This window comes from Amycolatopsis sp. lyj-108, assembly GCF_046549005.1.
GTDB lineage: Bacteria > Actinomycetota > Actinomycetes > Mycobacteriales > Pseudonocardiaceae > Amycolatopsis.
In genome coordinates this window covers 375,067-401,321 of record NZ_JAJPWQ010000005.1, presented here as the reverse complement: position 1 = coordinate 401,321, position 26,255 = coordinate 375,067, and the positions used below count along the sequence as shown (strand labels likewise).

The window sequence follows — 26,255 nt, the reverse complement described above, 5'->3', positions numbered from 1 at the left end:
GGCGCCTTTCAGCGTCCGCTCCCGGCGGGTCCCCACCGGCCCACTTCCGCCGTGAGCCACCGATGCAGGGAAAAGGCCAGTTCGACCGGCGCGTCGTACTGGATCAGATGTCCCGCATCGGGGATGACGTCCAGGAGGGCACCGGGAATCGCGTCGGCGAGCTGTTCCGCGCGGTCCGCCGGGATCCACGTGTCGTCCGCACCCCAGATCACCTTCACCGGCAACGCGAGTTCCGGATAGCGGTCCTGGATCTCGTCGGTGTACCGGACGTCCGCCTCGGCGATCTGCCGGTAGAACGCACGTTGCCCCTGCGCGCCCAGCCAAGGCGCGGTCAGGGTGGCCAGTTGCGCGCCGGTGAGACCACGGTGGGAGGCCGTCGCGATGTAGGACTCCAGCGCGCCCCGGTGCACGGCCGGGGGCTGCGCTTGGAAGACCTCGGCGTTCTCCGCGACGAGCCGGAAGAATTCCGAGCCCCATGGCCGCAGCGCGACGACGTCCACCAAGGCGAGCGAGGCGTACTCGGCGCCGTGCAGCAGCTTCGCGCGCAGGGAGACCGCCCCGCCGTAGTCGTGGGCGATCACGTGCGGGGCCGCCAGCCCCCAATGCCCGAGCAGGTCGGCGAAGAGCTCGCTCTGCGTGCCGAGATCGACGGCGTGGCCGGGTTCCTTGGACGAACGGCCGTATCCCGGCATGTCCCAGACGTACACGGCGAACTCTTCGCTGAGCGCTCGTGCGAAAGGCGCCCACAGTTGCGCCGACCACGGTGTCCCGTGGCACAGCACCACCGGGGCGCCTTCGCCGAGGCGTTCCCACGCCACCGAACGGCCACGCCAGTCGAACGTCCGCGACAACTCCAGCTCGCCGAAACCCATGATCGCGATCGTAGCCGCGGCCGGACGGTCAGTCGGGCAGCTGCAGTTCCGTATGCCGTTTGGACAGCATCTCCGCCAGCTCCCGGAGTTTGACGTTCATGTTCTGCGACGTGTGCCGCAGCACCTCGAACGCCTCCGCGGCGTCGATTCCGCGCCGCGCCATCAGGATGCCCTTGGCCTGCCCGATCGCGTCCCGGCTGTCCAGTGCCTGCTGGAGCTGTTCCTCCTGGAGCTGACCGCGGGTGACCGCGTGCGTGGTCGCCAAGGCCAGTGACGCGTGCGTCGCCAGGAGCAGCAGCACGTCGCGGTCGGCCCTGGCGATGCCGTGGGGACGCCGCGAGTAGACGTTCAGCGCACCGGAAAGCTGCGAACTCGACGCTTCCGGCAGCAAGGCCGTCGAGACCAGCGAATGGAAGCCGAGCGCGGCGGCGGCCGGGCCGAAGCGCGGCCAGCGGGCGTCCTCCGCGAGGTTGTCGCTGAAGGCCGCGGCCGGTCCCGAAACCCGCGCCGCCTCGACGCAGGCACCCTCGCCGTTCTGGTACTGCAACTGGTCCAGCTCGCCGGCGATCTCGTCGGTCCGCACCGGCGTGTGGAACCCGCCGTCGGGATCGAGGAGGGTGACGCTGACCAGATCCGCGCCCGGAACCAGGTCGCGCGTCGCGAAGACCACTCGTTCGAGGACTGCCCCGATCGAACCGGAATCCAGCAACGCCCTGGTCAGGGCTACGAACTGGGTGACCAGTGGCCCGGCTATGAGCCGGACGCCTTTCTCAGAGGTCACCGGCAGTTCGCCGTCGCCGACATCCTCGACGAATCGGTTCTTGTCCTGCTGCCAGTCGAATTCATCGGCCAAAGCCCGCCTCTCCCACTTCTGCACATCGGCGTGATGCACCACGGGAGTCACCGGCGGGAACCGGCGCCGAGCGCGCACCATCAACCGCCGCAACCAACCCGGTTACCGGCGGATCGGCGCTAACTTCTCAACGCTCAGAACCGCTTTCGGAAACCGACCTTAGCCGAATGCGATCACCCCGCCTCCCGCGCCCCACGTTCCGCCCGTCCCGGCTCGTCTCGCTCTGTCGCGGTGACCCGAATCGTTCGTCCACCTGGCCTAACCATCACCGCGCCACAACGGACCGCCGATCATGTGCCCGACTCATGTTTCATCCCGGCTCACCGTTGGTATCCAGGCCGGTGTCCGCCAAGAAGCGGGGGTGATCACTGTGTCCGCACTCAAGGCCGAGGAGCAACGACGGATCGTCGCCGCGTGCTTCGCACGAACCGGTCTCACCGTGGAGCAACTGTGGCTGAGGTATTTCGCCCTGGGTGGCGACGTCAGCGAGGTCGAACTGGACGCGTTCCTGCAGGGCGTGCTCCCCCTGCCCAGAATCCAGCGGGACATGGTGACCCACGCGGTCAACGAGCGGCTCGACGAACTCTCCGGCGTACGACGAGCGCCCTACAGCGGTGAGACCGGCGAGAGCACCCGCCCGCGCGGTACTTTGGCCGCTCTGCTGGGACTCCTCGACGGCGCCCACCATGCCGCCCCGGAGCGGTTGCCCGACGTCATCGCCACCGCGGGGCGTGCGCTGAACCTCGAGATCGCCGTCTATCTCGCCGACTACGACCAGCGTCATCTCCTTCCGTTGCCAGGGTCGGTCTCGAGCCGGGCACCGTTGCCCATCGAGACGAGCAACGCCGGCCAGGCTTACCAGCACGTCGACACCCTGCTGGCCGAGGAGCCGGGAGGACCGCGGTTGTGGGCCGTGCTGCTCGACGGCGACGAGCGGATGGGCGTGCTCGAGGTCGAAGCCGGTGCGGACACCGACCTCCACGACCCCGCCCTGCGAACCCAGTGCCGGTGGCTCGCGTCGCTGGCAGGCCATCTCATCGCCGCCGCGATGCGTTATGGCGACGCCCTCGACATGGCACGGCGTGGACGACGACGGGACCCCACAGCGGAGCTGCTCTGGCACAACCTGCCTCCGTTGACGGCGACGACGCGCGACGTGACGGTGGCGGGCGGTGTCGAGCCCGCCTACGACCTTCGCGGTGTCACCTTCGACTACGCCCTGTCCGAAACGACGGCGTGGCTGGCCATCTTCGACGCGGGCCGGGACAGCTCGTCCGCGGGTCTCGTGGTCTCGACGGCACTCGCGGCCTACCGGTCCGCCCGCCGCGAGGGCCAGGACCTGCGCGGCCAGGAGACCGCTGTCGACAAAGCGCTCTCGACACAGTTCGGTGACGGCGCCGCGGTTCGCGGCACGCTGGCCGAACTGGACCTCGCCCACGGCGACCTGCGCCATCTCGAAGCGGGCGGGCAGCCACCGCTCGTGCTCGGCACCGAGCACGAAGCAGACCGTGCGTCCACAGTGGACAGCGTGCCGCGGCCGCCGTTCGGCGCCGGGTCACCCGGCCGGATCATGACCACCCACCTCCGGCCCGGAGATCTCTTCGTCCTGCACACCGAGGGCCTCTCGGACGCGCGTGACGCCGACGGCGAACGGTTCGGGCTCGCCGAATGCCTGAACGCCCATGCCGGGCGGCTACCGCCCGAGACCACCCGGCGCGTGCTCCAGGCGGCGAAGTCTCACTGTCGCGGCACTTTCACCGGAGACGCAGGTCTGCTGGTCGCACGCCGGCAAGCCGGCCATGAAGCGGTTCAGCCGCCGAATTCCACGTCTTCGCTCTTGACCGTCCCTCCTTTCCGGCCCGGCGCGGCCTGATACCGCCAGTACTGATTCGTGTGCGCGATGACCTGCTCGGGCGAGGGCGCTCCCCCGGCCGTTTTGTCCACGGTGGTGTGCGCGTCGCCGACCAGCGTCGCGTCGTACCCGCGGACCATGGCGCCGTGCAGCGTCGAGCGGATGCAGGCGTCGGTCTCCGCACCGACGACCACGAGCCGCCCGACCCCGCGCTCGGCAAGGACACTCTCCAGATCGGTGTCCTCGAACGAGTCCCCATAGGACTTCTCGACGAGCGGCTCGGCGTCCTCCCGGTTCAGCTCGCCGACGATGCGCCATTCTTCGCTGCCGCGCACGAGTCCCTCGTCGGAATGCTGCACCCACACGACCGGGACGCCTTCCCGCCGTGCCTTGCCGACGAGCCCGCCGATGTTCGCGACCACCGCGTCGCGCTCGTGGCCCTCGTCGACGACGCCGTTTTGGACGTCAATGACGAGGAGCGCGGTGTTCGGCCGGTTGTCGAGAGTGGTCATGACGTGGTGTCCCTCCTGATCAGGCTGCTGTGGCAGACCCTAACCCGGAGCACCGACAAGAACCGGCGATCAAGCGCCTGGGACGGCCAGCGCCTTCGCGTTGCGCCGGACGTCGGACCACGCCCCGTCGCCGCACAATCCGCAGGAGGGACCGAAGAACTCGGCGCGGGCGCGTTCGTCACCGGAAAGCCAGAACCGGAACCACGCCGTGATCGCGCCGCGGAACCCGCCACCGTCGCCGACGGGTGTGAAGTGGGTCGCCCCGCCGAGTTCGCCGTAGAGCGCGGGCACCTGGTCCGCGAGGCGGTACCGCGGGATGACCAGCAGGCCGGGCACGACGATGGTGTCGAACTGGCCGCCCAGGAAGAACGAAGGCCCCTTCAGTGCCGTGGCGGAGCCCTGCGGTCCCGGCTCGATCGGGATCGTGGTGGTGACGCGGGAGTCGGCGCCGGCGGCGATCGCCCCGCCACCGCCCTGGGAGTGGCCGGTGGCGCCGATGTGCGCGGTGTCGATCTTTCCCTGGAAGCGGCTGCCGGGGCGGGAGTTCTCGGCGATCAAGGTCGTGGCTCCGGCGAGCATCTCCTGACCGGAACCCGCGTTCGGTGTGTCGGCCGCCGCGACCACGAAACCGTGAGAGGCCAGATGCCGCAGAAGGCCGTCGTAGGTCTTCGGGTTCGCTCCGGTCCCGTTGCCCCACAGGATCACCGGATGCTTCTCCAGCCTCGAAGGCCGGTACACGGTGTGGGTGCTGTCAAGTGCTTCGACGGTCACCGCGAAGGGACCGGGTTTGCTCCACTGATCCGCGATTCCGGTCGTCGCGACAGGCGCTGCCGTCGCGGCGGGCGCGAAGCCCACCGTCGCGAGCGCGACCATCCCGGCGATCAGTGTCCGTGCGCGAAGACTCCCCATGGCGGGTCACCGTTCCTGTTCCGTCTGGGCCCCGTTGGCCGTTTCCTTCCCAGGGTGACGGTCCGGTTACCGCTGGTCCATGGGGCTGGTCACAAGATCGGGCGAACGGGTCTTGTGACCGGCCCCAAACCGCTCGTATGTCGTGAAGGGCCCCTTTGAGACCTTCAACGTCTCAAAGGGGCCCTTCACGACATCCCCACGGACCGTGACCACTCACGCAAGCGTCACCCGAACGTCGAAAGCCCGTCCAGCAACCTGTCGACGTCCTCGGCGCTGGTGTACGGCGCCAGCCCGACCCGGAGCGCCGGATCTTCCAGCTTCAAGGCCGCGAAGACTTCGTAGGCGTAGAAGGAGCCTGCCGGGGCGACGACGTTCCTTTCGGCGAGATGCCGTTGCGCCGCACGCTCACGGCCGCCGAGGCTCATCAGGACGGTCGGGGTCCGGTCGGCGGCCTTGCCATGGACGGTGACGGCGTCGCCCAGTCCCTTCTCCAGTCTGGCGCGCAGCGTGCTTTCGTGCTCGTGCAACGAATTCATCGAGTTCGCGAGGCGCTCCCGCCGTGCTCCGCCCACTCCGGGGTCGAGCGCGGCGAGGAAGTCCACCGCCGCCGTCGCGCCCGCGAGCAGTTCGTAGGGCAGGGTGCCGAATTCGAACCGTTCCGGCACGGTGTCGGGTGACGGCATGAGCTTGTCCGGCTCGACGGTTTCGAGGAGGGCGGGTGACGCGCCGAGCACCCCGCAGTGCGGGCCGAGGAACTTGTACGGCGAGCAGACGAAGAAATCCGCCCCCAGCGCGGGAACGTCCACGAGTTCGTGGGCGGCGTAGTGCACGCCGTCCACGAACACCAGCGCCCCGGCGTCGTGGGCGAGATCGGCGATCCGGCGGATCGGCGGCTTGGTGCCGAGGACGTTCGAGGCCGCCGTGACCGCGACCAGCCTCGTCCTCTCGGTGAGAACGAGGGAATCGAGATCGAGATCGGTGGTTTCCGGATCGATGTCGAGCCAGCGGACGGTCATCCCGGCCCGTTCGGCGGCCTGCACCCAGGGCCGGACATTGGCGTCGTGATCGAGGCGGCTGACGACGATCTCGTCCCCCTCACGCCAGTCCTTGGCCAGATGCCGGGAAAAGTCGTACGTCAGCTGGGTGGCGCTGCGGCCGTGGACGACGCCTTCGGCAGACACGTTCAGGAAGTCGGCGTAGGCGGCGCGGAAGTCCGAGACGGCTCGCTCCGCGTTGAGTTCGGACGGGCTGACCGTGCCCCGGTTCGACAGCGGACCGGTCAGTGTCCCGGCGACGGCGTCGGCGACGGGCCGGGGTGTCTGGGTACCCGCGGGTCCGTCGAAGAAGGCGGTTCCGTCGGCGAGGGAGGGGAAGTGAAGCCGGAGGGCGGCGACGTCGATGGCCATGCCCCCGACTCTGACATCCGGCGCGGGACCGGGTAAACGCTTCGTGGCCGGAACTTTCGCCGGCCACGAAGCGTCCCGTGCTCAGTACAGGTTCAGCCGGTACGCACCGGACTGCGCGGTGCCCGCGAACAGGTACCGGCCGTCCGCGCTGATCGCCATGGACAGCACCCTGGTGTCGGGCAGCGCGCCGGGCACGGGCGACCAGGTGCGGCCGAAGTCCGTGCTGCGCAGCACGCCTTCCCCGGTCGAGTCGCTCGCGAACCACACCCGGAAGTCGAACGGATGCGGCAGGATCCGGCTGATCCCGAGGGGATTCTCCCCGTCACGGACGCGGCGGAACGTCCGGCCGTCGTCCTCGCTGAGCAGGATGCCCGCGCCACCGGCGAGGACGCGTCCGCCGCCCCATCGGCTGACCGAGATCGAACTGACCGGTTCGCTGGAGACGTGCGTCCAGGTCTTGCCGCCGTCGTCCGACCGGGACAGACCCTGGGAGTCGCCGCCCCAGACCCGGTCCGGGTTCCACGGGTCACCGGCGAACGCGATGAAGCCGCTGTCGGTCGCCAGCTTCTCCCAGGTCTTCCCGGCGTCGTCACTGCGGTAGAGCACGTAGCCGCTGGGTGCGAAGGCCGAGACGAAGATCCTGTCCGGGGCGGCGGGATGGGCGAAGATCGCCCGCGGAAGACCTTGTTTCGCCTTCGCCGCGAACTGCCAGGTCCGCCCGCCGTCACCGCTGCGGAGCACGTCGAGCGCGAAACCGTTCCGGGTGACCTGCCAGACGACGTCCGGGCGGCCGGGCGAAACGGACAGACGTGCGTCCTCGTGCAGCCGATCGGTGGGATGCGACTGCCAGACCCGGTCCGCCGCGGAGACCTTGCCGCGCGGGAGCGGGGTGTTGTAGATCTCCTGCACACCGGCCGCGACGACGTGCTCCCGCAGGAGGTTCCCGGTGGTCACGAGGTCGCGAATGGATTCGCCGGGTACGCCGATCTGGCGGTAGCCGCTCTTGCCCGCGTCCGCGTACACACCGCGGTAGAGCGAGGAGATCAGCGTGGTGGCGGATTTGCCCGCGGCGGCGGGGAGATCGATCATGTCGCTGACGCCCTCGCCCGGGGCGGGCACGGGTTTGCGGGTCCAGGTGCGGCCGCCGTCCGCGCTGACGTCTATGTCGTTATACGTCGAGACGTACAAACGCCCGCCGACGAAACGCGGTTCCCGCAGGGGCTGTCCGGTGGGATCGCGGCGCAGCACGGTCCAGGTCTTGCCGCCGTCTGCGGAGCCGTGCAGTTCGGGGCCGACCGTGACCACGAGCAGTTTGCCGTCCGAAGCCACCTGTCCGACCTCGCCGTTGGCCCGATATACGAGTTCGGCCCGCGGCTCCTTGCCAGTGACCCCGCGGACCGCCCACAGCGCGTACTCCGGGTAGACGGTCGTGAAGTAGGCGTCGTCACCTACCAGCGTGAGCTTGAGCGCGCCGACCGGCGCGGCGATCCCCTCGCGCGGCCAGGTCCTCGGCACGTCGTTCCAGTGCACGCCGCCGTCGATGCTGACGCTCAGCGAATCGAGGTTCTGCACCACGACGACCCGGCCAGCCGGATCCGTGGCCATGCCGAACGCGCCGTCGGGGTACCACTCGCGCAGGGTCTCCCAGGTCTGGCCGCGGTCGGTGGTGCTCAGCAGCAGACCGCGCCACTCGCCGAGCATGCCCACGATCTTGTTGCCCACCGCGAGCATCCGGTCCGGGTTCACCGGATCGGCGAAGAACCCCTGGATGACGGTTTCCGCGGGCAGGCCCCGGCGCGCGGACCACGAAGCGCCGCGATCGCCGGAGAGCCACAGCGCGGGCGGACTCGGCTGCATCATCGCGAGTCCGGCGGGCGAAGCGGCCAGCAGCCCGCCGACGCTGTTCGGGCCGACCGGCTCCCAGCCGCCGCGCGGCAGCCCGGTCGCGTTGACGTCCGCGGGCGGTCGCTGGGGTTCGGCGGTGGCCACCGACGTCGCCCCGGTGGTCCCGAGAACCGTCAGCAGCCCGAGAACGAACATGCGTTTGGTGATCGATCTCAGTTTCATGCGGGAGATCTTGGCGCAAGATCCGCAAAAGAGATAGAGGATTCATCGGATCTTTGCCTGCCGATAACCCCTTGCCATGGCGCCTACTCCCTGTCAAGGGCTTGACAGAGACGGCACTCATCGGATCACTAGCGGACGACGATCGCGATCAGCGCGGCGGCGAGCAGGGCGAGGTACGCGATCGCGTGCGCACGGTCCGGGATCCGGCCGACGACCCGGCGCGTCACGGCGATGGTCGGCAACGAGCCGCACAGCAACGCACCCGCGGCCACCAGGTCGATGTAGCCGAGGTGAGCGGCGCCCGAAGCCGTGCCCGTCGCCGCGAAGGCGTAGACCGCCGTGCCGATCACCGCCACCGGCAGGCTCAGTGGGTTCGCCAGCGCGGCCGCGTCGGCCATCGGCAGACCCTTGCGCCGCATGAGCGGGACGGTCAGCACGCTGCCGCCGACCCCGAGGAAGCTCGCCACGGCACCGATCCCGGTCCCGCCGGCGGTGGTGGTGAGCCCGCCGAGCGCACGCGGCCGGATGTCGTCCCGTCTGCTCACGAAACCCTTCCTGGCCAAGCTGTCGGCGATGGTCAGCGCGAGGTAGGCGACGAAGAGCCAGCGCAGGACACTCTCGTCGGCCACGGTGGCGGCGAAAGACCCGAGCACGGCGCCGAGGCCGATGAACGCGATGAGCGGCCACAGATAGTCGCGGCGGAGCCGCCCTGTCCGCAGTTGGGCGAGGGTCGCGCTCCCGGCGTTGACCACCATCACCGCGGTCGAGGTGGCCACCGCCACGTGCATCGCGCCGAGGGCGTGATCCGGTTCGGCGAGCGCGAAGGCGTAGACGACGGGCACGGTGATGAATCCGCCGCCGAATCCGAAAAGGACGGTGGTGACGCCACTCAGGCAGCCGAACCCGAGGAGCACCAGGATCTCGATCAGCACTCCTTCGACGGTAGGCGCCTCCGGAGCGGCGAGCATTCGAAAGTGCGCCAGTTTCTTTCGCTGATCGGACACCCGGCGTAACCTCGGTGAGGTGCGTGACATCCCCATCGACGAGGTCGACCACCTCGACCGCGCGGTGGTGGCGATCCGCACCGATTACCCGCCGGGGCACCGGATTCCCCCGCATCGGCATCGGCGCGCGCAGTTCCTCTACAGCGCGACGGGATCGATGCGGGTCGAAACGGCCGACGGCACGTGGACCATCCCGACCCTGCGCGCGGTGCTCGTCCCGCCGGAGACCACCCATCAGGTCTTCACGACCACCGTGAGCACCCGCAGCCTGTACATCGAGCCGAAGGCGGTGCCGTGGTTCCCGCGACGCTGCCAGGTCGTCGAAGTCTCCTCATTGCTCCGGGAACTACTGAACGAGGCCGTCATCGTGCCGGAGCTGTACACCCCGCGTGGGCGGGACGCCGCGGTCATCGGCCTGACCCTGCACGAGATCCACCGCTCCGCCCCGGTCCAGCTCGATCTCCCGCTGCCGAAGCACGAACGGCTCCGCACGCTGTGCGAGTCCTTTTTGGACCACCCGGACATCCATGAGCCGGTGAGCGCCTGGGCTTCCCGGCTGTACGTCAGCGAGCGGACACTGAACCGGATGTTCACCGCCGAGACCGGGATGGGATTCGCCCGCTGGCGGCAACGGGCCTGTGTCCTGCATTCGCTGTCGCTGCTTTCGGACGGCCGCCCGATCGCCGGCATCGCCGCCTCGCTCGGCTACGAGAGCCCCGCCGCGTTCTCCACCATGTTCACCCGGCTGCTCGGCACGCCGCCGAGGGATTACCGCGCCGCTGTCTCAAAGTGAGACACGACACCCCTCCCCTGGCTTCTCCCGCGCCCCTACCTTCCGTTCAAGCCCAGGCGAACAAGGGAGTTCAGCGCATGAGCAAGAACGTACTCGTCACCGGTGCGGCACGAGGGATCGGAAAGGGGATCGCGCTCCGGCTCGCCGCCGACGGGCACGACGTCGCGGTCAACGACGTCGCCGCCAACGAGGCGGAACTCGAGGCAGTCGCCAAGGAGATCCGCGAAGCGGGACGACGCTCCGCGGCGGTCACGGCGGACGTTTCCGACCCGGCGTCGGTCACCGCCATGGTCGGCGAGACCGTCGGCGCGCTGGGTTCACTGGACGTCATGGTCGCGAACGCGGGGATCGCGCAGGTCCTCCCGCTGCTCGAAGTGACCCCGGAGGACTGGGACCGGATGATGGCCGTCAACGCGCGCGGCATGTTCCTCTGTTACCAGGCCGCGGCCAAGCAGATGATCGAACAGGGCGACGGCGGCAAGATCATCGGCGCGGCGTCCATCGTCGCCCATCGCCCGTTCGCGTTGCTCGGCCACTATTCCGCGTCGAAGTGGGCGGTACGCGGGCTGACCCAGGCCGCCGCGATGGAATGGGCGAAGCACGGCATCACCGTCAACGCGTACTGCCCGGGTATCGTCGGGACCGCCATGTGGGACCTCATCGACGAGAAGCTGGCGGAGTCGGAAGGAATCCGGAAGGGGCAGGCGATCGAGAAGTATTCGAACCTGATCCATCTCGGCCGGGTCTCCGTTCCCGAGGACGTGGCGGCGTACGTGTCGTACCTCGCTTCCCCGGATTCCGACTACATGACCGGCCAGTCGGTGATGATCGACGGAGGAATTCAATTCTCCTGAGCAGGAAGTAGGACGATCATGATCTTCATCACGGCGAAGTTCCGGGTCCGTCCCGAACACGCGGACCGGTGGCCGGAGATCGCGCGCGATTTCACCGAAGCGACTCGCGCCGAACCCGGTTGTCTTTGGTACGACTGGTCTCGCGGCCTCGACGACCCGAACGAATACGTGCTCGTCGAGGCGTTCCGGGACGACGACGCGGGCGCGGCCCATGTCGGTTCGGAGCATTTCCGCACGGCTCAACGCGAACTGCCGCAATACCTGGCCGAAACACCGCGGATCGTCAACGCGAAGGTCGATCAGGACGGCTGGTCGGAATTGGGCGAATTGGCCGTCGAGTAGATTCTTTCTCCCGCCTCGGTTCCTTGTCCGGGCCGAGGCGGGAAAGGCCGGTTCTCAGCCCCGTTGTGCTCGTGCCGCCCCGAGGCAGTACGCGCCGAAAGCCGCGACCCCGATGGCCACCACGATGAGCAGCACCGCGCCGAACGGCTGGGCCGCCAAGGTCCGCAGAGCCGCGTCGAGCCCGCCGGAACGAGACGCGTCGTGCGTCAGCGCCGCGTATCCCACCAGTACCGCGACCATGCCGAACACGACACCCCTTGCCACATAACCGATCCTCCCGAGCCGCTCCACCCACCGCCGGGTACCCGACGGGAGCCGCGAGAGGTCGAGATCCTGCTCGAAGGTCCGGCGTACGCCCTTCACCACCGAACCCACCGCGACGCCGAACACGATGACGGCCACCACGGTCACCAGGAACGGCCCGGCGGGCAACACCAGCAACCGCGCGGTGAACTCCTGCTGCTTCTGGTCACCGCTGCCCTGCTGCCCCGCGCCCGCGGCGACCCGGGCCGCGTAGACGCCCAGCGAGATCCCCACCAGGCAACGGACTCCGGACGTCACCCGTTTGACGATGAGGGTCCGCTGCTTGTCGATCCAGGTGTAGCCGACCGCGGCCAGCAGCGCCTGCCACAGGCCGTATGCCACCAGCCCCGCCGCCAGGATCCACAACAGCACGCCGCCCACCGGGGACGAACCGACCTCGGTGATCGCGCCGCGTCCGTCGGCCTCCTGGCCGCCGCCGTCGACGGCGACCCGCACCGCCAGGTACCCGATGAGCAGGTACACCAGGCCGTAGCAACCCATCCCGATCCGTCCGAGCATCTGGACGGCCTTGTTGCGGCGCACCTGTCTCGCTTTGGTCGCGGACATCCGGTCCACCTCCTTCGGTGTCTTCAACCGAGTGTCACGGCCGAAGGCGAAGAACGCCGGGTGACTGGTCCGTCCGGCCCAGTGCGCCTAAGTCACCTCGCCGCCGACCGGCAGGTTTTTTTCGCGGCGATGTCGAATACCGCCGGGCCCGTTCGTCGCCAGAGTGAGAGACAACCTCGAAGGAGCATCATGACCGCGACTTACACGTTCGACGTCTTTTCCACCCTCGACGGCTACGGCTCCACCACCGGCGACTGGGGCGGCTACTGGGGCAAGCAAGGGCCTGAACTGCTCGAACACCGCCTCGGCCTGTACTCCGAGCGGCAGCGGATGGTCTTCGGCGCCACCACGTTCCGCGCGAACATGGAGATGCTGAACGCGGACTTCGTGGCGACCGAGGCACTGGACCCGTGGGTCGCCCGGATGAAGCACCTTCCGGCGACGGTGGTGTCGACCACGCTGCGGGAACCGCTGGACTGGCCGGACGCGACGCTCGTGAGCGGCGACGCAGTCGATGTCGTCGCCCGGCTCAAGAAGGAGTCCGACGTGCCGTTGCGCTCGCACGGCAGCCTGGCGATGAACCGGGCACTGATGGCCGCCGGTCTGGTGGACCGCCTCCAGGTGACGGTTTTCCCGGTGATCACCGGGAAAACCGGTGCCGGCTCGCTCTTCCGCGGCGCGGCCGACTTCGACCTCGAACTGCTCGAGAGCCGGACGTTCGACGGGCGCGTCCAGGAGCTCGTCTACCGGCCCACCGTGCGCGAAACGAGCTGATCGTCCACAGCGGACGGATCGGTCAGCGGCCGAGCCAGGGCGCCAGCAAGGCTTCGAGGTCAGCATCCGAAAGCGCGTACGGCCCGCCGTGGAACTCGTGCCACCGCGACGCGTCCCGCGCTGCCATGTACTCCACCTCGAACGCCCGCATCAGGACGTAGGTGAAGGTCACCGAGCTGAACCGATCGCCGAGCAGCGTCCTGGCCTCGCGCGCGACACCGGTCGCGCCATGGCCGATCACGTCCGCGAGCTTCAGCTCCTCCGCAGCCGGGTCCAACAGGCTGGGGGCATACATCACGACAGTTTCTCCATCACTGAAAGGAAAACTCAGTTCTCGGCGGCGAGCTGACCGCAGGCCGCCGCGATCTCCTGGCCACGCGTGTCGCGCACCGTGCACGCCACTCCGCCCGCGTTCACCAGCCGGACGAACTCCCGCTCCACCGGCTTCGGCGAGGCGTCCCACTTCGAACCCGGGGTCGGGTTCAACGGGATCACGTTCACATGCACCAATTGCCCCAGGTGCTGGCGAAGCCGCTTCGCCAGCAGCTCGGCCCGCCAAGGCTGATCGTTGATGTCCCGGATCAACGCGTACTCGATCGACACCCGCCGTCCGGAGGTGTCCGCGTAGTACCGGGCCGCGGACAGCACCTCGTCCACCGACCAGCGCTCGTTGACCGGCACCAGCGTGTCCCGCAACTCGTCGTCCGGCGTGTGCAGCGAAACCGCCAGCCGCACCTGCATCTTCTCGTCGGCGAGCTTGCGGATCGCCGGGGCGAGGCCCACCGTCGACACCGTCACCGAACGCTGGCCGATCCCGAGCCCCTCCGGCGAGGGATCCGTGATCCGCCGGACCGCCGCGACCACCCGCTTGTAGTTCGCCAGCGGCTCGCCCATGCCCATGAAGACGATGTTCGACAGACGGCCGGGGCCGCCGGTCATCAGTCCGTCGCGCATCACGGCGGCGGCGGCGCGGACCTGGTCGACGATTTCCGCGGTCGAGAGGTTCCGGTCGAGGCCACCTTGCCCGGTCGCGCAGAACGGGCACGCCATGCCGCAGCCCGCCTGGCTCGAAATGCACAGGGTCGCGCGATCCGGGTAGCGCATCAGCACGCTCTCCAAGAGCGTCCCGTCGTGCGCGCGCCACAGGGTCTTTCGGGTGGTGCCGTCGTCGCAGGCGAGCGCCTTGATCTCGGTGAGCAGCGGCGGCATCAGATCGGCGACGAGCTTCTCCCGCGACGCCGCCGGGATGTCGGTCATCTCCTCGGGGTTCACCGTGAGCCGCGAGAAGTAGTGGTTCGACAACTGCTTCGCACGGAACGGCTTCTCACCCAGCTCGGCGACGGCGGCGGCCCGCTCGGCGGCGGTGAGGTCGGCGAGGTGGCGCGGCGGAAGGCCGCGCTTGGGCGCGTCGAAGACGAGAGGGAGGGCAGTCATAGCCCAACCATTGTCCCATGTCCACCTTCGACGCACCCGAGCCGCCCCGGTTCACCGCATCCACACAAGCCTCTGAGACCCAACTCACATCAGAAGGGTTGGCGAGACGACTGGTTCCGATATATCGTGAACATGTCGGAACAGTACGTAGAGAGGATTCACATCATGCGACGACGACCTTTCCCTCCAGAACACGGCCGTCCCGCCTTCGGGCCTTGGGCACGCGGCGGCTTCGGCGACTTCCCCCCGGGACCGGGCGGGCCGGGACATCGGCACCGGCACGGCCGTCGCGGTGGCCCCGGCGGCAGGCGCGGCAAACGCGGTGACGTCCGCGCCGCGATCCTCGCGCTGCTTTCCGAGCAGCCGAGGCACGGGTACGAGATCATCCGCGAGATCGGCGAGCGCAGCGGCGGCTTCTGGAAGCCGAGCCCCGGCTCGGTCTACCCGACCCTGCAGATGCTGGCCGACGAAGGCCTGGTGATCAGCAAGGACGAGAGCGGCAAGAAGCTGTTCGAACTCACCGATTCCGGCCGCGCCGCGGCCGAACAGCAGGACGCCGTCCCGCCGTGGGAGCAGATCGCCCACGACGTCGACCCGGCCGAGGTGAACCTGCGCAAGGCGGCCGCGACCCTGGCCGCGGCTGTCGCGCAGGTCATGCACGCCGGCAGCGAAAGCCAGCAGGCCCGCACCGTCGACGTGCTCAACGAGGCACGCCGGACGATCTACGGCATCCTCGGCGAGGCCGAGGACGGTACTCCGGAGGCATCCGCCGAGGACGCGGAGTGACCTGGCACGACGAGGCCGGTGGGCTTGGTGCGCGTGTGCACGCGATAGCCCACCGGCAGCGTCATCCGCTTTTCCCCGGCACCTGACGAAACCTCGTTGAGACGCCGGACCTCCGCGATCGCCTTCTCCGCGACCGGGGCGCTGAACTCGATCTTCAACACGGCTTCCATCGCGGCGGCGTCCTCGAACAGCCAGCGCGTCGACACCTTGCGGCAGTCGAAACCCTGACGGGTGAAGAACTTCTCGACCCCGGGCGGGTCGTACCGCGGCAGATCCAGCCGCATCCAGCGTCCGTAGGGCTCGCTCGCCACATCGAGATCCACGATCATCAAGGTCCCGCCAGGCCGCAGCACGCGCTCCGCTTCGCGAAGACCGGGCTCACAACCAGGGCCGAAGAAGTACGCGGTGCGCGCGTGGACGACGTCGAAAGCCGCGTCCGGCAAGGGAAGCCGCTGCGCACGACCTTGCCGCACCTCGACGTTCGGCAGTTCCCCCACCCGGTTCCGCGCGTCGCGCACGAGTGGCTCATGGGGTTCGATCCCGACCACCGACCGTGCCGTCGCGGCGAACCTCGGCAGATGGAACCCGTCACCACAGCCGATGTCGAGGACGTCCTCACCGGACCAGTCGCGACACCCGGCGAGCACGCGCCAGATCTCGTCGTCGACGTCCTGCGCGCGGTTCTCGACCTCGTAGGCCTTTTGGTAGTACCAGATGTTCGGACTCGGCAGCACCTCGTCGCCGCGGCGGCGGAAGGCGGGGACAGCTCGGGGAAACCAGCGCACGGAAGCTCCAACGACGGGACACCGGGCTGGGTTCCATGCTCATCCGGGTCGAAATCTTTAACGGAAACAATGCGGTCAGCGACTAGACTTTACTCCCACCGGAAAGGGAGAACCGCATGTCGCTCGGCTCGGCCGCCCAAACTTCCGTCATCCCTTCAGGAATCCCGTGCTGGATCGAGCTCGCGTGCAGAGACGAAGCGGCCGCACAAGCCTTCTACAGCGGGCTTTTCGACTGGGAGTTCACCGTCCAGCGTGATCCGGCGACGCCGACCGGCCGGTACTCGATCGCGACACTGAACGGCGTTCCCACCGGTGGTCTGTACCGCGCGGGCACGGACGGGCCGACCGGCTGGAGCGTGCACATCTCGGTTTCCCAGGCGGCCGCGGCCGCCGAATGGGTCGACAGTCTCGGCGGCCGGGTCACGCTCGGCCCGATGGCGATTCCCCATCGCGGCAACATCATCCACGCCATCGACGCGTGCGGCGCACACGTCGTCTTCTGGGAGCCGCCCGCCACCTGGCAGTTCGCGACCGGGTTGCCCAACACCTTCAGCGGCGCGGATCTCAACACCCACGACGGCGCGGCAGCGGATCATTTCTACTGCCGCCTCTTCAACTACACCAGCCACCAGATCGGCGATGGCGCGTCGCTCGACTACGCCGAATGGCTCATCGAGCACGAACCGGTGCTGTACCGGTACGTGATGGGTTCGGAATACCGGCCGGACACTCCCCCGCACTGGATGGTCTACCTCGGACTGGATCCGGCGCGCGGCGCGGACGCCGCGGCGGGGCAGGCCCTGATGCTCGGCGGCGCCGTCGTGGTCCAGCCCTACGACACCCCGTACGGCCGGATGGCGATCCTCGCCGACCCGGACGGTTCGGTGTTCGCGGTGATCGACCACTCCCGGGCCACCGAGGGCTGGGGCACCGCCGAAGTCGACGATCCTTACGACGACTGAAACGAAGAGCCGGGGCGACGACGTCACCCCGGCTCTTTCGTCAGAGTCCCGCCCAGAACCCGCAGTCGTGCACGGCGGCGAGGTCGACCGGGCCGATCCGGCCCGGCGCCAGCGACTGCGTCCGCGGCGAGGGACGCCACTTCGGCAGTTCTCCACCGTTCGGATTCCCGGTTCGCGCGAACGCGGTCCAGTACTGAATCATTTGCGCCGCGAGTTCCTGCTGCGCGGGCGTCAATTTCGCCGGAAAGCCAGCCAAATCAGACAAATAAGCTAATTCGGATCCATGGGCGGCGCCGGAACGCATTCCCGGCGGAGCGGGGAAAAGCGGCGGAGCGTCCCGGTCGGCGAACTCGTAGCCGAAGGTCCGCGTGCGCTCGCGCAACAACCGCTCGGTCCCCACCTGCGGGCAACCCCAGATCCGGTCGGTCATCGCATCAGCGAACGCCATCGCCGGGCCGCCGTGCTTCGCCGACGGGTACCGGGCGGCGACGAGCGGCGCCTTCTCCTTGAACGCGGTCCGCAGCAGCTCTTGGTAATGCTCCTCGGTGAACGGCTGCCCAGGGAACATGGAGACGAACAGTCTCGCCTCGTCCCTGGTGACCCCCGTCAGCACGGGGACGCGGGCGAAGTGCCCCGCTTTCAGCGCGTCGGCCGGATGTTCGGGCAGCAGACCGGTGCCGAACGCGGGCGTCCCGATCGGCTGGTTCACCAGATCCTTGGCCGGAAGCCGCCGCATGCAGGCGACGTCGGCGCAGCCGAGTTTCCCGGCCCCTTCAGCACCTATCGCTTCTACTTCGGCGCGGGGCAGGTACGGCGAGCCCGCGGGCACGCCGGGGAAGAACCCGCCGTCGGGCCAGGTCAGCGTGCACGGACCGCTCTGGACGATCGCGCGGTGGAACAGTCCCGCGGCCGAAGGGGAGGCCAACTGGACACAAGTGCTCATCGCACCGGCGGATTCGCCGAACAACGTGACGTTCCGGGGATCTCCGCCGAAGGCACGCGCGTTGCGCTGCACCCAGCGAAGGGCGGCCTGCTGGTCCTGGAAGCCGAAAGCACCGGAATCGCGGCCGAGTTCCGGATGCCCGAAGAAGCCGAACACACCCAGCCGGTAGTTCACGGTCACCACCACGACGTCCCCGCCGAGGGCCATGCGCTTGAAGTCGTAGTCGCTGCCCGCGCCGGAGGTGAAGCTGCCGCCGTGCACCCAGACCATCACCGGACGCGGTTTGCGCGACGGCCCCGCCGGGCTGATCACGTTGAGGTACAGGCAATCCTCGGCGTCGCTCGCAGGCGAACCGAGGCCGGCTCCCTGCGCGCATCGGGGCCCCGGTTCGGTCGCGTCCCGCACGGCGGTCCACGGCTCGGGGCTCCGCGGCGGCGCCCAGCGCAGGTCGCCCACCGGCGGTGCGGCGAACGGAATGCCTTGGAAACTCTGGTATTCGCCGGTACTCACGCCGCGAACGGGGCCGGAATCCGTGCGGACGACCGGGCTCGTGCCCGCTTCCGCCACGGTCGTCGTCAGGGCGCCGAGCGTCACCACGCTCAGTGCCATGGCCAGAAGTCGCTTACTCATCCGTTGAGTGCGCATACTCCGACCTTGGCCCAGCACTCCGGGCTTGTCACCTGCGTTTCGGCTAAACGGGGACGAACGCCGAGAGCAGCAACCAGGATACGACGGCCGAGGGGAGCAACGAGTCGAGGCGGTCCATCAGCCCGCCGTGCCCCGGCAGCATGTTCCCCATGTCCTTGACCCCGAGATCACGTTTGATCAGGGACTCGACGAGATCGCCCAGCGTCGCCGTGCACACGATCGCCGCGCCGAACAGCACACCCTGCCAGGCATGTCCGTCGAGCAGCAGGCTCAGGGTCAGCGCACCGGCCACCACACCGGCCACGAGCGAACCGGCGAAACCTTCCCAGGTCTTCTTCGGGCTGATGCTGGGCGCCATCGGATGCTTGCCGCCCAGTACACCGGCGATGTAGCCGCCGGTGTCCGAAGCGACGACGCCGATCATGAACGCCAGCACCCGGCCGACGCCGTCCTCCGGCGGGACGAGCATCGCGGCGAAGGCACCGAAAAGCGGGATGTACGCGACGGCGAAAACAGACGCGCTGATGTCGCGCAGATAGCCGTCCGCGCCGCCGGGCAACCGCCACAGCAGGCAGACGAGCACCGTCAGCACGAACGCCGTCAGCGCGCCTTCCCGGCCATACGGCCACGCCAGCCAGATCATCGCCTGACCGCCGACGAGCACCGGGACCAGCGCGATCCGGATGCCCGCCGCGCGCTTCAGTGCCCCGGCCAGCTCGATCGTGCCGACCGCGATCGCGATCGCGATGATGCCGATGAACAAAAAGCGGACGGTGAGCAGGGACGTGATGATCGCCGCCCCCAGCAGCAACCCGACCCCGATCGCGGCGGGCAGGTTGCGGCCGGCGCGGGAAACCTTCGGCGCCGGTTCCGGCACGGTTTTGGAATCCGGCGCTGTGGCCGGAACCGGTTCCGGGTTTTCCACCCGGTCCTCGCGTTCCTCGCTCACCTGGCTCATCAGACCTCGAGTAGCTCGGCTTCCTTGTGTTTCACCAGCTCGTCGACTTTGTGGCTGTACGTGTCGGTGAGGTTCTGGAGTTCCTTCTCGGCGTGGACGACCTCGTCCTCGCCCGCCTCGCCGTCCTTCTTGATCCGGTCGAGCTCTTCCTTGGCCTTGCGGCGGACGCTGCGGATCGAGACGCGGGCGTCCTCACCCTTGGCCTTGGCGACCTTCACCATCTCCCGGCGGCGCTCCTCGGTGAGCTGCGGGATCACGATGCGGATCACGTTGCCGTCGTTGCTCGGGTTGACGCCGAGGTCCGACTCGCGGATCGCCTTCTCGATGGCGTTGAGCGAGGTCTGGTCGTAGGGCTTGATCAACGCCATCCGGGCTTCGGGGATGTTGACGCCCGCCAACTGGTTCAGCGGGGTCGGCGCGCCGTAGTAGTCGACGACAACGCGCGAGAACATCCCAGGGTGCGCCCGGCCGGTGCGTACCGACGACAGGTCCTCCTTGGCGACGGACACCGCTTTTTCCATCTTCTCCTCGGCGTCGAGGAGGGTCTCGTCGATCACGGCAACTCCCGTAGTTGTGTATTCGTACCGATTGCGAAGGTCAAGGCAGGACTACGCGGGCACCCCGTCGGCGGGGGTGTCGACCAGGGTGCCGATCCTCTCACCACTGACCGCGCGGGCGATGTTCCCCTCGGTGAGCAGATTGAACACGATGATCGGCATGTTGTTGTCCATGCACAGGCTGAACGCGGTGGCGTCGGCGACCTTGAGGTCCCGTTCCAGCACCTCGCGGTGGCTGATCTCGTGGAACATCTCGGCCGTCGGGTCGCTCTTCGGGTCCGCGGTGTAGACGCCGTCGACGGCCTTCGCCATCAAGACGGCTTCGCAGCCGAGTTCGAGCGCGCGCTGCGCGGCGGCGGTGTCCGTCGAGAAGTACGGCATGCCGACCCCGGCGCCGAAGATGACGACACGGCCCTTCTCCAGGTGGCGCTCGGCGCGGCGCGGGATGTACGGCTCGGCGACCTGCCCCATGGTGATGGCGGTCTGCACGCGGGTTGGCAGGCCCTCCTTCTCCAGGAAGTCCTGCAGCGCCAGGCAGTTCATGACGGTGCCGAGCATCGCCATGTAGTCCGCGCGGTCGCGGTCCATGCCGCGCTGCGACAGTTCCGCGCCGCGGAAGTAGTTGCCACCGCCGATCACGACGGCGATCTGCACGCCCGTCCGCGCGACGTCGGCGATCTGCTGAGCGACCGAGTGCACCACATCCGGATCAACCCCGATGGAACCGCCGCCGAACATCTCGCCGCCCAGCTTCAGCAGCACCCGCCGGTATCCGCCTTCGACCCGGACACCCATGTCGCCCTCCCTAATGCTCTGAACCCGACTGTGCCCCGTCCCCGATGGACGGAGACGGGGCACAGTGGTGATTCTTGTGTTCCGCGCCTGGATCAGGCCTGGCCGACCTCGAACCGGGCGAACCGGCTCACGGCCACGCCGGCCTCGTCGAGCAGGGCCTTGACGGTCTTCTTGTTGTCCTTGACCGACGGCTGCTCGAGCAGGACGTTGTCCTTGTAGTACGCGTTGACCTTGCCCTCGATGATCTTGGACATGGCCTGCTCCGGCTTGCCCTCTTCGCGGGCGGTCGCCTCGGCGACGCGACGCTCGTTCTCGACGATCTCGGCCGGCACCTCTTCGCGGGTGAGGTACTTGGCCTTGAGCGCGGCGACCTGCATGGCGGCGCCACGAGCGGCCTCGGCGGCGGCCTCGCCCTCACCGGTGTACTCGATGAGCACGCCGACGGCGGGCGGGAGGTCGGCACCGCGACGGTGCAGGTACGTGGTGGTGGTGCCCTCGTAGGCGGCGACACGGCGCAGCTCGAGCTTCTCACCGATACGGGCGGCCAGCTCCTGGACCTGCTCGTCGACGGTCTTGCCGTCGAGCGAGGCGGCCTTCAGCTTCTCGACGTCGCTGGTCTTCTCGGCCTTCGCGACCTCGACGATCTTCGCGGCGAGGGCCTGGAAGTCCTCGTTCTTCGCGACGAAGTCGGTCTCGGAGTCGAGCTCGATCAGCACGCCGCCTTCACCGGCGACGAGGCCCTCGGCGGTGGCGCGCTCGGCGCGCTTGCCGACGTCCTTCGCGCCCTTGATGCGCAGGAACTCGACGGCCTTGTCGAAGTCGCCGTCGTTCTCTTCCAGCGCCTTCTTGCAGTTCATCATGCCGGAGCCGGTCAGCTCGCGGAGACGCTTCACGTCTGCGGCGGTGTAGTTCGCCATCGTGGGTGTGTCCGTCCTTTTTCAGGTACGAGAAAAGTCTTTGGGGAAGTCACCCGTGGGGCCGCCCGGAGGCGGCCCCACGGGCTGGGTGCATCAGGAGGAGGCGGTGGCCTGCTCGGCCGGAGCCTCGGTGGAGGCCTCGACGGGAGCCTCGGTCGCGGCGGCCGCTTCCTTGGCGTCCGCGGCGGCGGTCTCGGAGCCGGCGAGCAGCTCCTTCTCCCACTCGGCCAGCGGCTCGTCCGTGGCGACGCCGGCCTCGGGCTTGGCGTCGGCGGAGGAACCGTTGCGGCTGGAGCGGGCCATCAGACCGGCGGCGGCGGCCTCGGCCACGACCTTGGTCAGCAGCGCGGCCGAACGGATCGCGTCGTCGTTACCCGGAATCGGGTAGTCGACCTCGTCCGGGTCGCAGTTGGTGTCCAGGATCGCGACGACCGGGATGTTCAGCTTGCGAGCCTCGCCGACGGCGATGTGCTCCTTCTTCGTGTCGACGATCCACACGATGCTCGGCACCTTGGCCATGTCGCGGATACCGCCGAGGGTCTTCTCGAGCTTGTCCTTCTCACGGGTGAGCGTGAGGATCTCGCGCTTGGTCAGGCCGGCGAAACCACCGGTCTGCTCCTGCGACTCGAGCTCCTTCAGGCGGAGAAGACGCTTGTGCACCGTCTGGAAGTTGGTGAGCATGCCGCCGAGCCAGCGCTGGTTCACGTAGGGCATGCCCACGCGCGAGGCCTCGGAGGCGATGGCTTCCTGAGCCTGCTTCTTCGTGCCGACGAACATGATGGTGCCGCCGTGCGCGACGGTTTCCTTGATGAACTCGTACGCACGGTCGATGTACGTCAGCGTCTGCTGCAGGTCGATGATGTAGATGCCATTGCGCTCGGTGAAGATGTAGCGCTTCATCTTCGGGTTCCACCGACGAGTCTGGTGCCCGAAGTGCACGCCGCTGTCGAGCAGCTGCTTCATGGTGACGACGGCCATTGCCGGAATCAACCTCTTCTGTGTCGTGCGCGCCCGGCTCCGCCGGGACGCGCTTGCTCGGTTCGTCGCTCTCGGCCGGGTGGCCGATCGCCCTGGTGCCGATGCTCGGGCCCGGACCCGGGAGTGAAGTGATTCCAGGGACCGCCGGGCCGTGTGCCCCCGGCTGTCCTGACCCTCCGTGAGGAGATCGGCCATCGGGGGCGCGCACGTGCACGCGAAGTCAGTCCGCTGACGCGGACCGCGCAAAAGAGTCTACTCCCTGTCGCCACCGGGTATCGCACCGGCAGCCCCTGATGAGAGGGGTTGTCCACAACCGCGCCGGTTATCCACAGATTTCCCCGGCCCGCCCCATCCGCCTCACGTCTCCCCCAGCCTGGAACACATGACGATGACGAGCTGTTCCCGCCCTGTCACCAGGCATTCCTTCGCGATCGACCGCACCGGCGGCAGGCACCGCCGCCCGGGGCACCCTCGACGCCTTCCCCGCCTCACGATCCTCGCGACCGTGCTCGCGATCGGCGCGTCGGCGGCGATGCCGGGGACGGCCAGAGGCGCCCCCACACCGCAAGGACGCCTCTCCTGGCCGCTTTCCCCGGCACCGAGCGTCACCAGGTACTTCGAGCCGCCCTCGACGCCGTACGGCCCCGGCCACCGAGGCGTCGACCTCGCCGCGGCACCGGGCACGAACGTGCTCGCGGCCGCCGAAGGAGTGGTGATGTTCGCCGGTCAGGTGGCGGGCCGCGGGGTGGTTTCGATCGATCACGACGGAGGTCTGCGCACCACCTACCAACCACTCGCCCCGACCGTCACCGCGGGTGACCAGGTCTACCGGGGTCAGGTGCTCGGAACACTCGCGGCCGGCCACCCGGGCTGCGCGGAGCCGGCGTGCCTGCATTTCGGCGTCCGGAAGGGTGAGGAGTACGTCGATCCACTCGCCTTGATCGGCGAACCGTCCGAAATCCGCCTCAAACCGTGGGAAGGAGACTGAGCCGACCGTTTCGGAAAGTCCCGTGCCCGCGGCCTGGCTTCTTCTCGGCGTGGCCCTGCTTGCTCTTGCCGCTTTCTTCGGCAGATGGCGCGATTCGCGTGTCCAAGCACGGGACACGCGTGCTTCCGGCTAGAGACACGAATCGTCTGCCCAAACACACGCGGCGTCCGGCAGGACACACGTGTCGTCCGTCCAAGCACGCGTGTCGTCCGACTGAGCACATGTGTCGTCCGCTGCCAGCAGGAGCATCGACGCGATAACGCAAGGAAAGGGGCATGTAGTGCGGCGCGGGCGTTGAGTCTTCGCAGCCCACCCGAAGCGAACCGGCGAACCTGGACAGGCGGCGACTCGGCTGAGCGTCGCGGACCGGGACGGTGGCTAGGCTTGCTCGACCAGTTTGGCGCGCAGCCGCATGACGGCGCGGGTGTGCAGCTGGCTGACCCGCGATTCGGTGACGCCGAGGACTTTGCCGATCTCGGCGAGCGTCAGGCTCTCGAAGTAGTAGAGGCCGACCACGATCCGGTCGCGTTCGGTGAGCTGGGCGATGGCCTGCGCCAGCTGGCGGCGGTTGTCCTGGTCGACCAGGACGGCCACCGGGTCGACGGCGCCGTCGTCGGGCAGAGTGTCGACGAGTGAGCCGCTGTCCTTGCCGGCGGCGACCAGGTCTTCCAGCGCGATGACGCTGGTCAGTTGCATCTGGCCGTAGAACTCGCGCAGGTCGTCGACGCTGATTTCGAGCTCGGCCGCCAATTCGGCGTCGGTCGGGGTGCGGTTCAGCCGGGCGCCGAGGCGTTCGAGGGCACGCTCGGCCTCACGGGCCTTGCTGCGCACCGCCCGGGGAACCCAGTCCTGGGAGCGCAGGTCGTCGAGGATCGCGCCGCGGATGCGCTGCATGGCATAGGTCTCGAACCGCAGGCCCCTGGCGGGTTCGAACTTCTCGATCGCGTCGACCAGGCCGAAGATCCCGGACTGGATCAGGTCACCGACGTCGACATGGGTCGGCAGCCCGGTGCCGACCCGGCCCGCGACGTACTTGACGAGCGGGGCGTAGTGCAGCACGAGCCTGTCGCGCACCATCTGGTCCGGCGACTCGGTGAACTCCCGCCATAAGGCCTGGATCCCGGCGTCCACTTCGTAGCTGGTCCGCGCTTCGGGCGCGACGGCAGGACCGTCGCCGCCGGGACGGTGTTTCCCGGCGGCTTCGGTGACATGTGGGTCGGCGGTCATCGGACCGCCGTTCTCAGCATGCGACTCAGAGTGGTCTCCGTGCTCGTGCGGATGCGCGTGCGCCGTCGGTTCGGGCCGCCGGGTCTCCTGCCGAGTCCTCCCCGGCATCATCGAGCCCGGGGGTGCGCGCGGTCGTGGATCGCCTTCAGCCGATCGACGGTCACATGAGTGTAGAGCTGCGTTGTAGCCAGCGTAGCGTGACCAAGCAGTTCCTGAACGCTTCGAAGATCGGCGCCGCCTTCGAGCAGATGAGTGGCTGCCGAATGCCTCAGGCCGTGCGGTCCCATGTCGTTCGCGCCCGGCACCGAGCCGACGGCGTCGTGGACGACCCGGCGGGCCGCCCGCGGATCGAGCCTGCCGCCTCGTGCCCCCAGGAAGAGCGCCGCTTGCGTCGGCCCCTTCGTCTCGACTGCGAGCTTTCCCCTGCCCTCGTCCAGCCACAGCCGCAAGGCCGCTTCGGCGGGGACACCGAACGGCACGACACGTTCCTTGCCGCCCTTGCCCAGCACGAGCACGACCCTGCGGGAGAAGTCGACGTCGCCCACATCCAGCCCGCACAGTTCCGAAACCCGCACACCGGTCGCGTAGAGCAGTTCCACGATGGCACTGTCCCTCAAGGCCACCGGGTCGCGCTGTTCGGCACCGGCGGCTGAGAAGCGCATGACGTCGCTGGCCTGCTCCGCTCGGAGGACCCCGGGAAGCTTGCGGTGCGCGCGCGGCGCCACCAACCGCCCGCCCGGATCCGACGCGAGCGCCCCACCTCGGTGAGCCCAAGCGGTGAAGGTGCGGGCCGCCGCCGCTCGCCTCGCGAGTGTCGTCCGGCTGGCGCCTTCTTCGCGTTGCCGGGCGAGCCAGCCACGCAGTGTCCCGATGTCGAGATCGGAGAACCGGCCGCCGTTCCCGTCCACGAAACCCATCAGCGACACCAAGTCGCCGAGGTAGGCCCGCACCGTATGCGCGGACAGCCCGCGTTCGAGCGAAAGATGCCGCTCGTAGTCGTCGATCAGCTTCCGGACAGGCTCCGGCAGCGCGACACGGGCGGCGCGCAGATCGGGTCTGCGGCCGCGTTTCCCCGTGCCGTGAGGACCTTCGGTCGACGGCATGCCGATCACGCTGCGCGATGTACGGCGGATGGTCAAGTATCGCCGCACCCTGTTGCGGTGTCCGTG

27 protein-coding genes are annotated in these 26,255 nt (G+C 68.7%); 8 read left to right on the top strand and 19 right to left on the bottom strand.

Going from position 1 to position 26,255, the window contains the following annotated elements; genetic code table 11:
• Positions 1-8: 8 nt before the first annotated feature.
• Positions 9-872 carry an alpha/beta fold hydrolase gene (locus ACLJO0_RS21265; protein ID WP_410580190.1) on the bottom strand — a complete coding sequence of 288 codons (864 nt, stop codon included), beginning with the start codon at positions 870-872 and terminating at the stop codon, positions 9-11.
• A gap of 28 nt (positions 873-900) precedes the next feature.
• On the bottom strand, positions 901-1,806 hold the full coding sequence (locus ACLJO0_RS21260; protein WP_410580189.1) for a GAF and ANTAR domain-containing protein: 906 nt from the start codon (positions 1,804-1,806) through the stop codon (positions 901-903).
• 280 nt (positions 1,807-2,086) lie between these two features.
• Between ACLJO0_RS21260 and ACLJO0_RS21255 the strand changes: the two genes are divergently transcribed.
• Positions 2,087-3,598 carry a PP2C family protein-serine/threonine phosphatase gene (locus ACLJO0_RS21255; protein WP_410580188.1) on the top strand — a complete coding sequence of 504 codons (1,512 nt, stop codon included), beginning with the start codon at positions 2,087-2,089 and terminating at the stop codon, positions 3,596-3,598.
• On the opposite strand, the gene ACLJO0_RS21250 is transcribed toward ACLJO0_RS21255, so the two are convergent.
• From ACLJO0_RS21250 to ACLJO0_RS21230, 5 genes are all read right to left on the bottom strand, one after another.
• Positions 3,535-4,089, bottom strand: a complete 555-nt coding sequence (locus ACLJO0_RS21250) for a cysteine hydrolase family protein (RefSeq protein WP_410580187.1) — start codon at positions 4,087-4,089, stop codon at positions 3,535-3,537. The genes ACLJO0_RS21255 and ACLJO0_RS21250 overlap by 64 nt on opposite strands.
• 69 nt (positions 4,090-4,158) lie before the next feature.
• Positions 4,159-4,998 carry a chlorophyllase/cutinase-like alpha/beta fold protein gene (locus tag ACLJO0_RS21245; RefSeq protein WP_410580186.1) on the bottom strand — a complete coding sequence of 280 codons (840 nt, stop codon included), beginning with the start codon at positions 4,996-4,998 and terminating at the stop codon, positions 4,159-4,161.
• A gap of 224 nt (positions 4,999-5,222) precedes the next feature.
• The gene (locus ACLJO0_RS21240; protein ID WP_410580185.1) at positions 5,223-6,404 is read right to left on the bottom strand and encodes a cysteine desulfurase-like protein; all 1,182 of its coding nucleotides are present in this window, start codon (positions 6,402-6,404) and stop codon (positions 5,223-5,225) included.
• A gap of 81 nt (positions 6,405-6,485) precedes the next feature.
• Positions 6,486-8,471, bottom strand: a complete 1,986-nt coding sequence (locus ACLJO0_RS21235) for a peptidase S8/S53 subtilisin kexin sedolisin (protein WP_410580184.1) — start codon at positions 8,469-8,471, stop codon at positions 6,486-6,488.
• Between the two features lie 128 nt (positions 8,472-8,599).
• Entirely contained in the window at positions 8,600-9,403 is an 804-nt protein-coding gene (locus ACLJO0_RS21230; RefSeq protein ID WP_410580328.1) for a sulfite exporter TauE/SafE family protein, read from the bottom strand.
• 91 nt (positions 9,404-9,494) lie between these two features.
• Between ACLJO0_RS21230 and ACLJO0_RS21225 the strand changes: the two genes are divergently transcribed.
• From ACLJO0_RS21225 to ACLJO0_RS21215, 3 genes are all read left to right on the top strand, one after another.
• Complete coding sequence (locus ACLJO0_RS21225; RefSeq protein WP_410580183.1) at positions 9,495-10,268, top strand: AraC family transcriptional regulator; 774 nt, start codon at positions 9,495-9,497, stop codon at positions 10,266-10,268.
• Between the two features lie 77 nt (positions 10,269-10,345).
• A complete protein-coding gene (locus ACLJO0_RS21220; RefSeq protein WP_125792748.1) occupies positions 10,346-11,122 on the top strand; it encodes an acetoin reductase in 777 nt (258 codons plus the stop codon).
• Between the two features lie 18 nt (positions 11,123-11,140).
• Positions 11,141-11,464 carry a putative quinol monooxygenase gene (locus ACLJO0_RS21215; RefSeq protein ID WP_410580182.1) on the top strand — a complete coding sequence of 108 codons (324 nt, stop codon included), beginning with the start codon at positions 11,141-11,143 and terminating at the stop codon, positions 11,462-11,464.
• 54 nt (positions 11,465-11,518) lie between these two features.
• On the opposite strand, the gene ACLJO0_RS21210 is transcribed toward ACLJO0_RS21215, so the two are convergent.
• Entirely contained in the window at positions 11,519-12,334 is an 816-nt protein-coding gene (locus ACLJO0_RS21210; protein WP_410580181.1) for a DUF1206 domain-containing protein, read from the bottom strand.
• Between the two features lie 189 nt (positions 12,335-12,523).
• On the opposite strand from ACLJO0_RS21210, the gene ACLJO0_RS21205 reads away from it, so the two are divergent.
• Complete coding sequence (locus tag ACLJO0_RS21205; protein ID WP_410580180.1) at positions 12,524-13,108, top strand: dihydrofolate reductase family protein; 585 nt, start codon at positions 12,524-12,526, stop codon at positions 13,106-13,108.
• Positions 13,109-13,130: 22 nt separating this feature from the next.
• Here the strand turns inward: ACLJO0_RS21205 and ACLJO0_RS21200 are convergent, their stop codons facing one another.
• Positions 13,131-13,403: a hypothetical protein gene (locus ACLJO0_RS21200; protein WP_125786489.1), complete on the bottom strand. Its 273-nt coding sequence runs from the start codon at positions 13,401-13,403 to the stop codon at positions 13,131-13,133.
• Between the two features lie 32 nt (positions 13,404-13,435).
• Positions 13,436-14,542, bottom strand: coding sequence for a 23S rRNA (adenine(2503)-C(2))-methyltransferase RlmN (rlmN, locus tag ACLJO0_RS21195; protein WP_125786490.1), 1,107 nt, complete (start codon positions 14,540-14,542; stop codon positions 13,436-13,438).
• Between the two features lie 165 nt (positions 14,543-14,707).
• Here rlmN and ACLJO0_RS21190 point away from each other — a divergent pair, with 165 nt between their 5' ends.
• A complete protein-coding gene (locus ACLJO0_RS21190) occupies positions 14,708-15,328 on the top strand; it encodes a PadR family transcriptional regulator (RefSeq protein ID WP_410580179.1) in 621 nt (206 codons plus the stop codon).
• Here the strand turns inward: ACLJO0_RS21190 and ACLJO0_RS21185 are convergent.
• The gene (locus ACLJO0_RS21185) at positions 15,265-16,113 is read right to left on the bottom strand and encodes a class I SAM-dependent methyltransferase (RefSeq protein WP_410580178.1); all 849 of its coding nucleotides are present in this window, start codon (positions 16,111-16,113) and stop codon (positions 15,265-15,267) included. The genes ACLJO0_RS21190 and ACLJO0_RS21185 overlap by 64 nt on opposite strands.
• 116 nt (positions 16,114-16,229) lie before the next feature.
• On the opposite strand from ACLJO0_RS21185, the gene ACLJO0_RS21180 reads away from it, so the two are divergent.
• Complete coding sequence (locus tag ACLJO0_RS21180; RefSeq protein ID WP_410580177.1) at positions 16,230-17,075, top strand: VOC family protein; 846 nt, start codon at positions 16,230-16,232, stop codon at positions 17,073-17,075.
• 40 nt (positions 17,076-17,115) lie between these two features.
• Here ACLJO0_RS21180 and ACLJO0_RS21175 read toward each other — a convergent pair whose 3' ends face one another.
• The 6 genes from ACLJO0_RS21175 to rpsB form a co-directional block, all read right to left on the bottom strand.
• Positions 17,116-18,648 (bottom strand): carboxylesterase/lipase family protein, encoded by a 1,533-nt coding sequence (locus ACLJO0_RS21175; RefSeq protein ID WP_410580176.1) that lies wholly within the window; start codon positions 18,646-18,648, stop codon positions 17,116-17,118.
• 61 nt (positions 18,649-18,709) lie between these two features.
• Positions 18,710-19,624, bottom strand: a complete 915-nt coding sequence (locus ACLJO0_RS21170) for a phosphatidate cytidylyltransferase (protein ID WP_410580175.1) — start codon at positions 19,622-19,624, stop codon at positions 18,710-18,712.
• On the bottom strand, positions 19,624-20,181 hold the full coding sequence (gene frr, locus ACLJO0_RS21165; protein WP_125786495.1) for a ribosome recycling factor: 558 nt from the start codon (positions 20,179-20,181) through the stop codon (positions 19,624-19,626). Before frr ends, ACLJO0_RS21170 begins: the two co-directional genes overlap by 1 nt.
• A 51-nt stretch (positions 20,182-20,232) precedes the next feature.
• Positions 20,233-20,976, bottom strand: a complete 744-nt coding sequence (gene pyrH / locus ACLJO0_RS21160; protein ID WP_005154669.1) for a UMP kinase — start codon at positions 20,974-20,976, stop codon at positions 20,233-20,235.
• 92 nt (positions 20,977-21,068) lie between these two features.
• The gene (tsf, locus tag ACLJO0_RS21155) at positions 21,069-21,893 is read right to left on the bottom strand and encodes a translation elongation factor Ts (protein ID WP_125792739.1); all 825 of its coding nucleotides are present in this window, start codon (positions 21,891-21,893) and stop codon (positions 21,069-21,071) included.
• 93 nt (positions 21,894-21,986) lie between these two features.
• On the bottom strand, positions 21,987-22,871 hold the full coding sequence (gene rpsB, locus ACLJO0_RS21150; protein WP_410580174.1) for a 30S ribosomal protein S2: 885 nt from the start codon (positions 22,869-22,871) through the stop codon (positions 21,987-21,989).
• A 382-nt stretch (positions 22,872-23,253) separates the two neighbouring features.
• On the opposite strand from rpsB, the gene ACLJO0_RS21145 reads away from it, so the two are divergent.
• A complete protein-coding gene (locus ACLJO0_RS21145) occupies positions 23,254-23,859 on the top strand; it encodes a murein hydrolase activator EnvC family protein (protein WP_410580173.1) in 606 nt (201 codons plus the stop codon).
• Between the two features lie 378 nt (positions 23,860-24,237).
• Here ACLJO0_RS21145 and ACLJO0_RS21140 read toward each other — a convergent pair whose 3' ends face one another.
• Both ACLJO0_RS21140 and ACLJO0_RS21135 read right to left on the bottom strand, forming a co-directional pair.
• Complete coding sequence (locus ACLJO0_RS21140; RefSeq protein WP_125786499.1) at positions 24,238-25,086, bottom strand: FliA/WhiG family RNA polymerase sigma factor; 849 nt, start codon at positions 25,084-25,086, stop codon at positions 24,238-24,240.
• Between the two features lie 107 nt (positions 25,087-25,193).
• Positions 25,194-26,189, bottom strand: a complete 996-nt coding sequence (locus ACLJO0_RS21135; protein ID WP_410580172.1) for a tyrosine recombinase XerC — start codon at positions 26,187-26,189, stop codon at positions 25,194-25,196.
• Positions 26,190-26,255 lie beyond the last annotated feature (66 nt).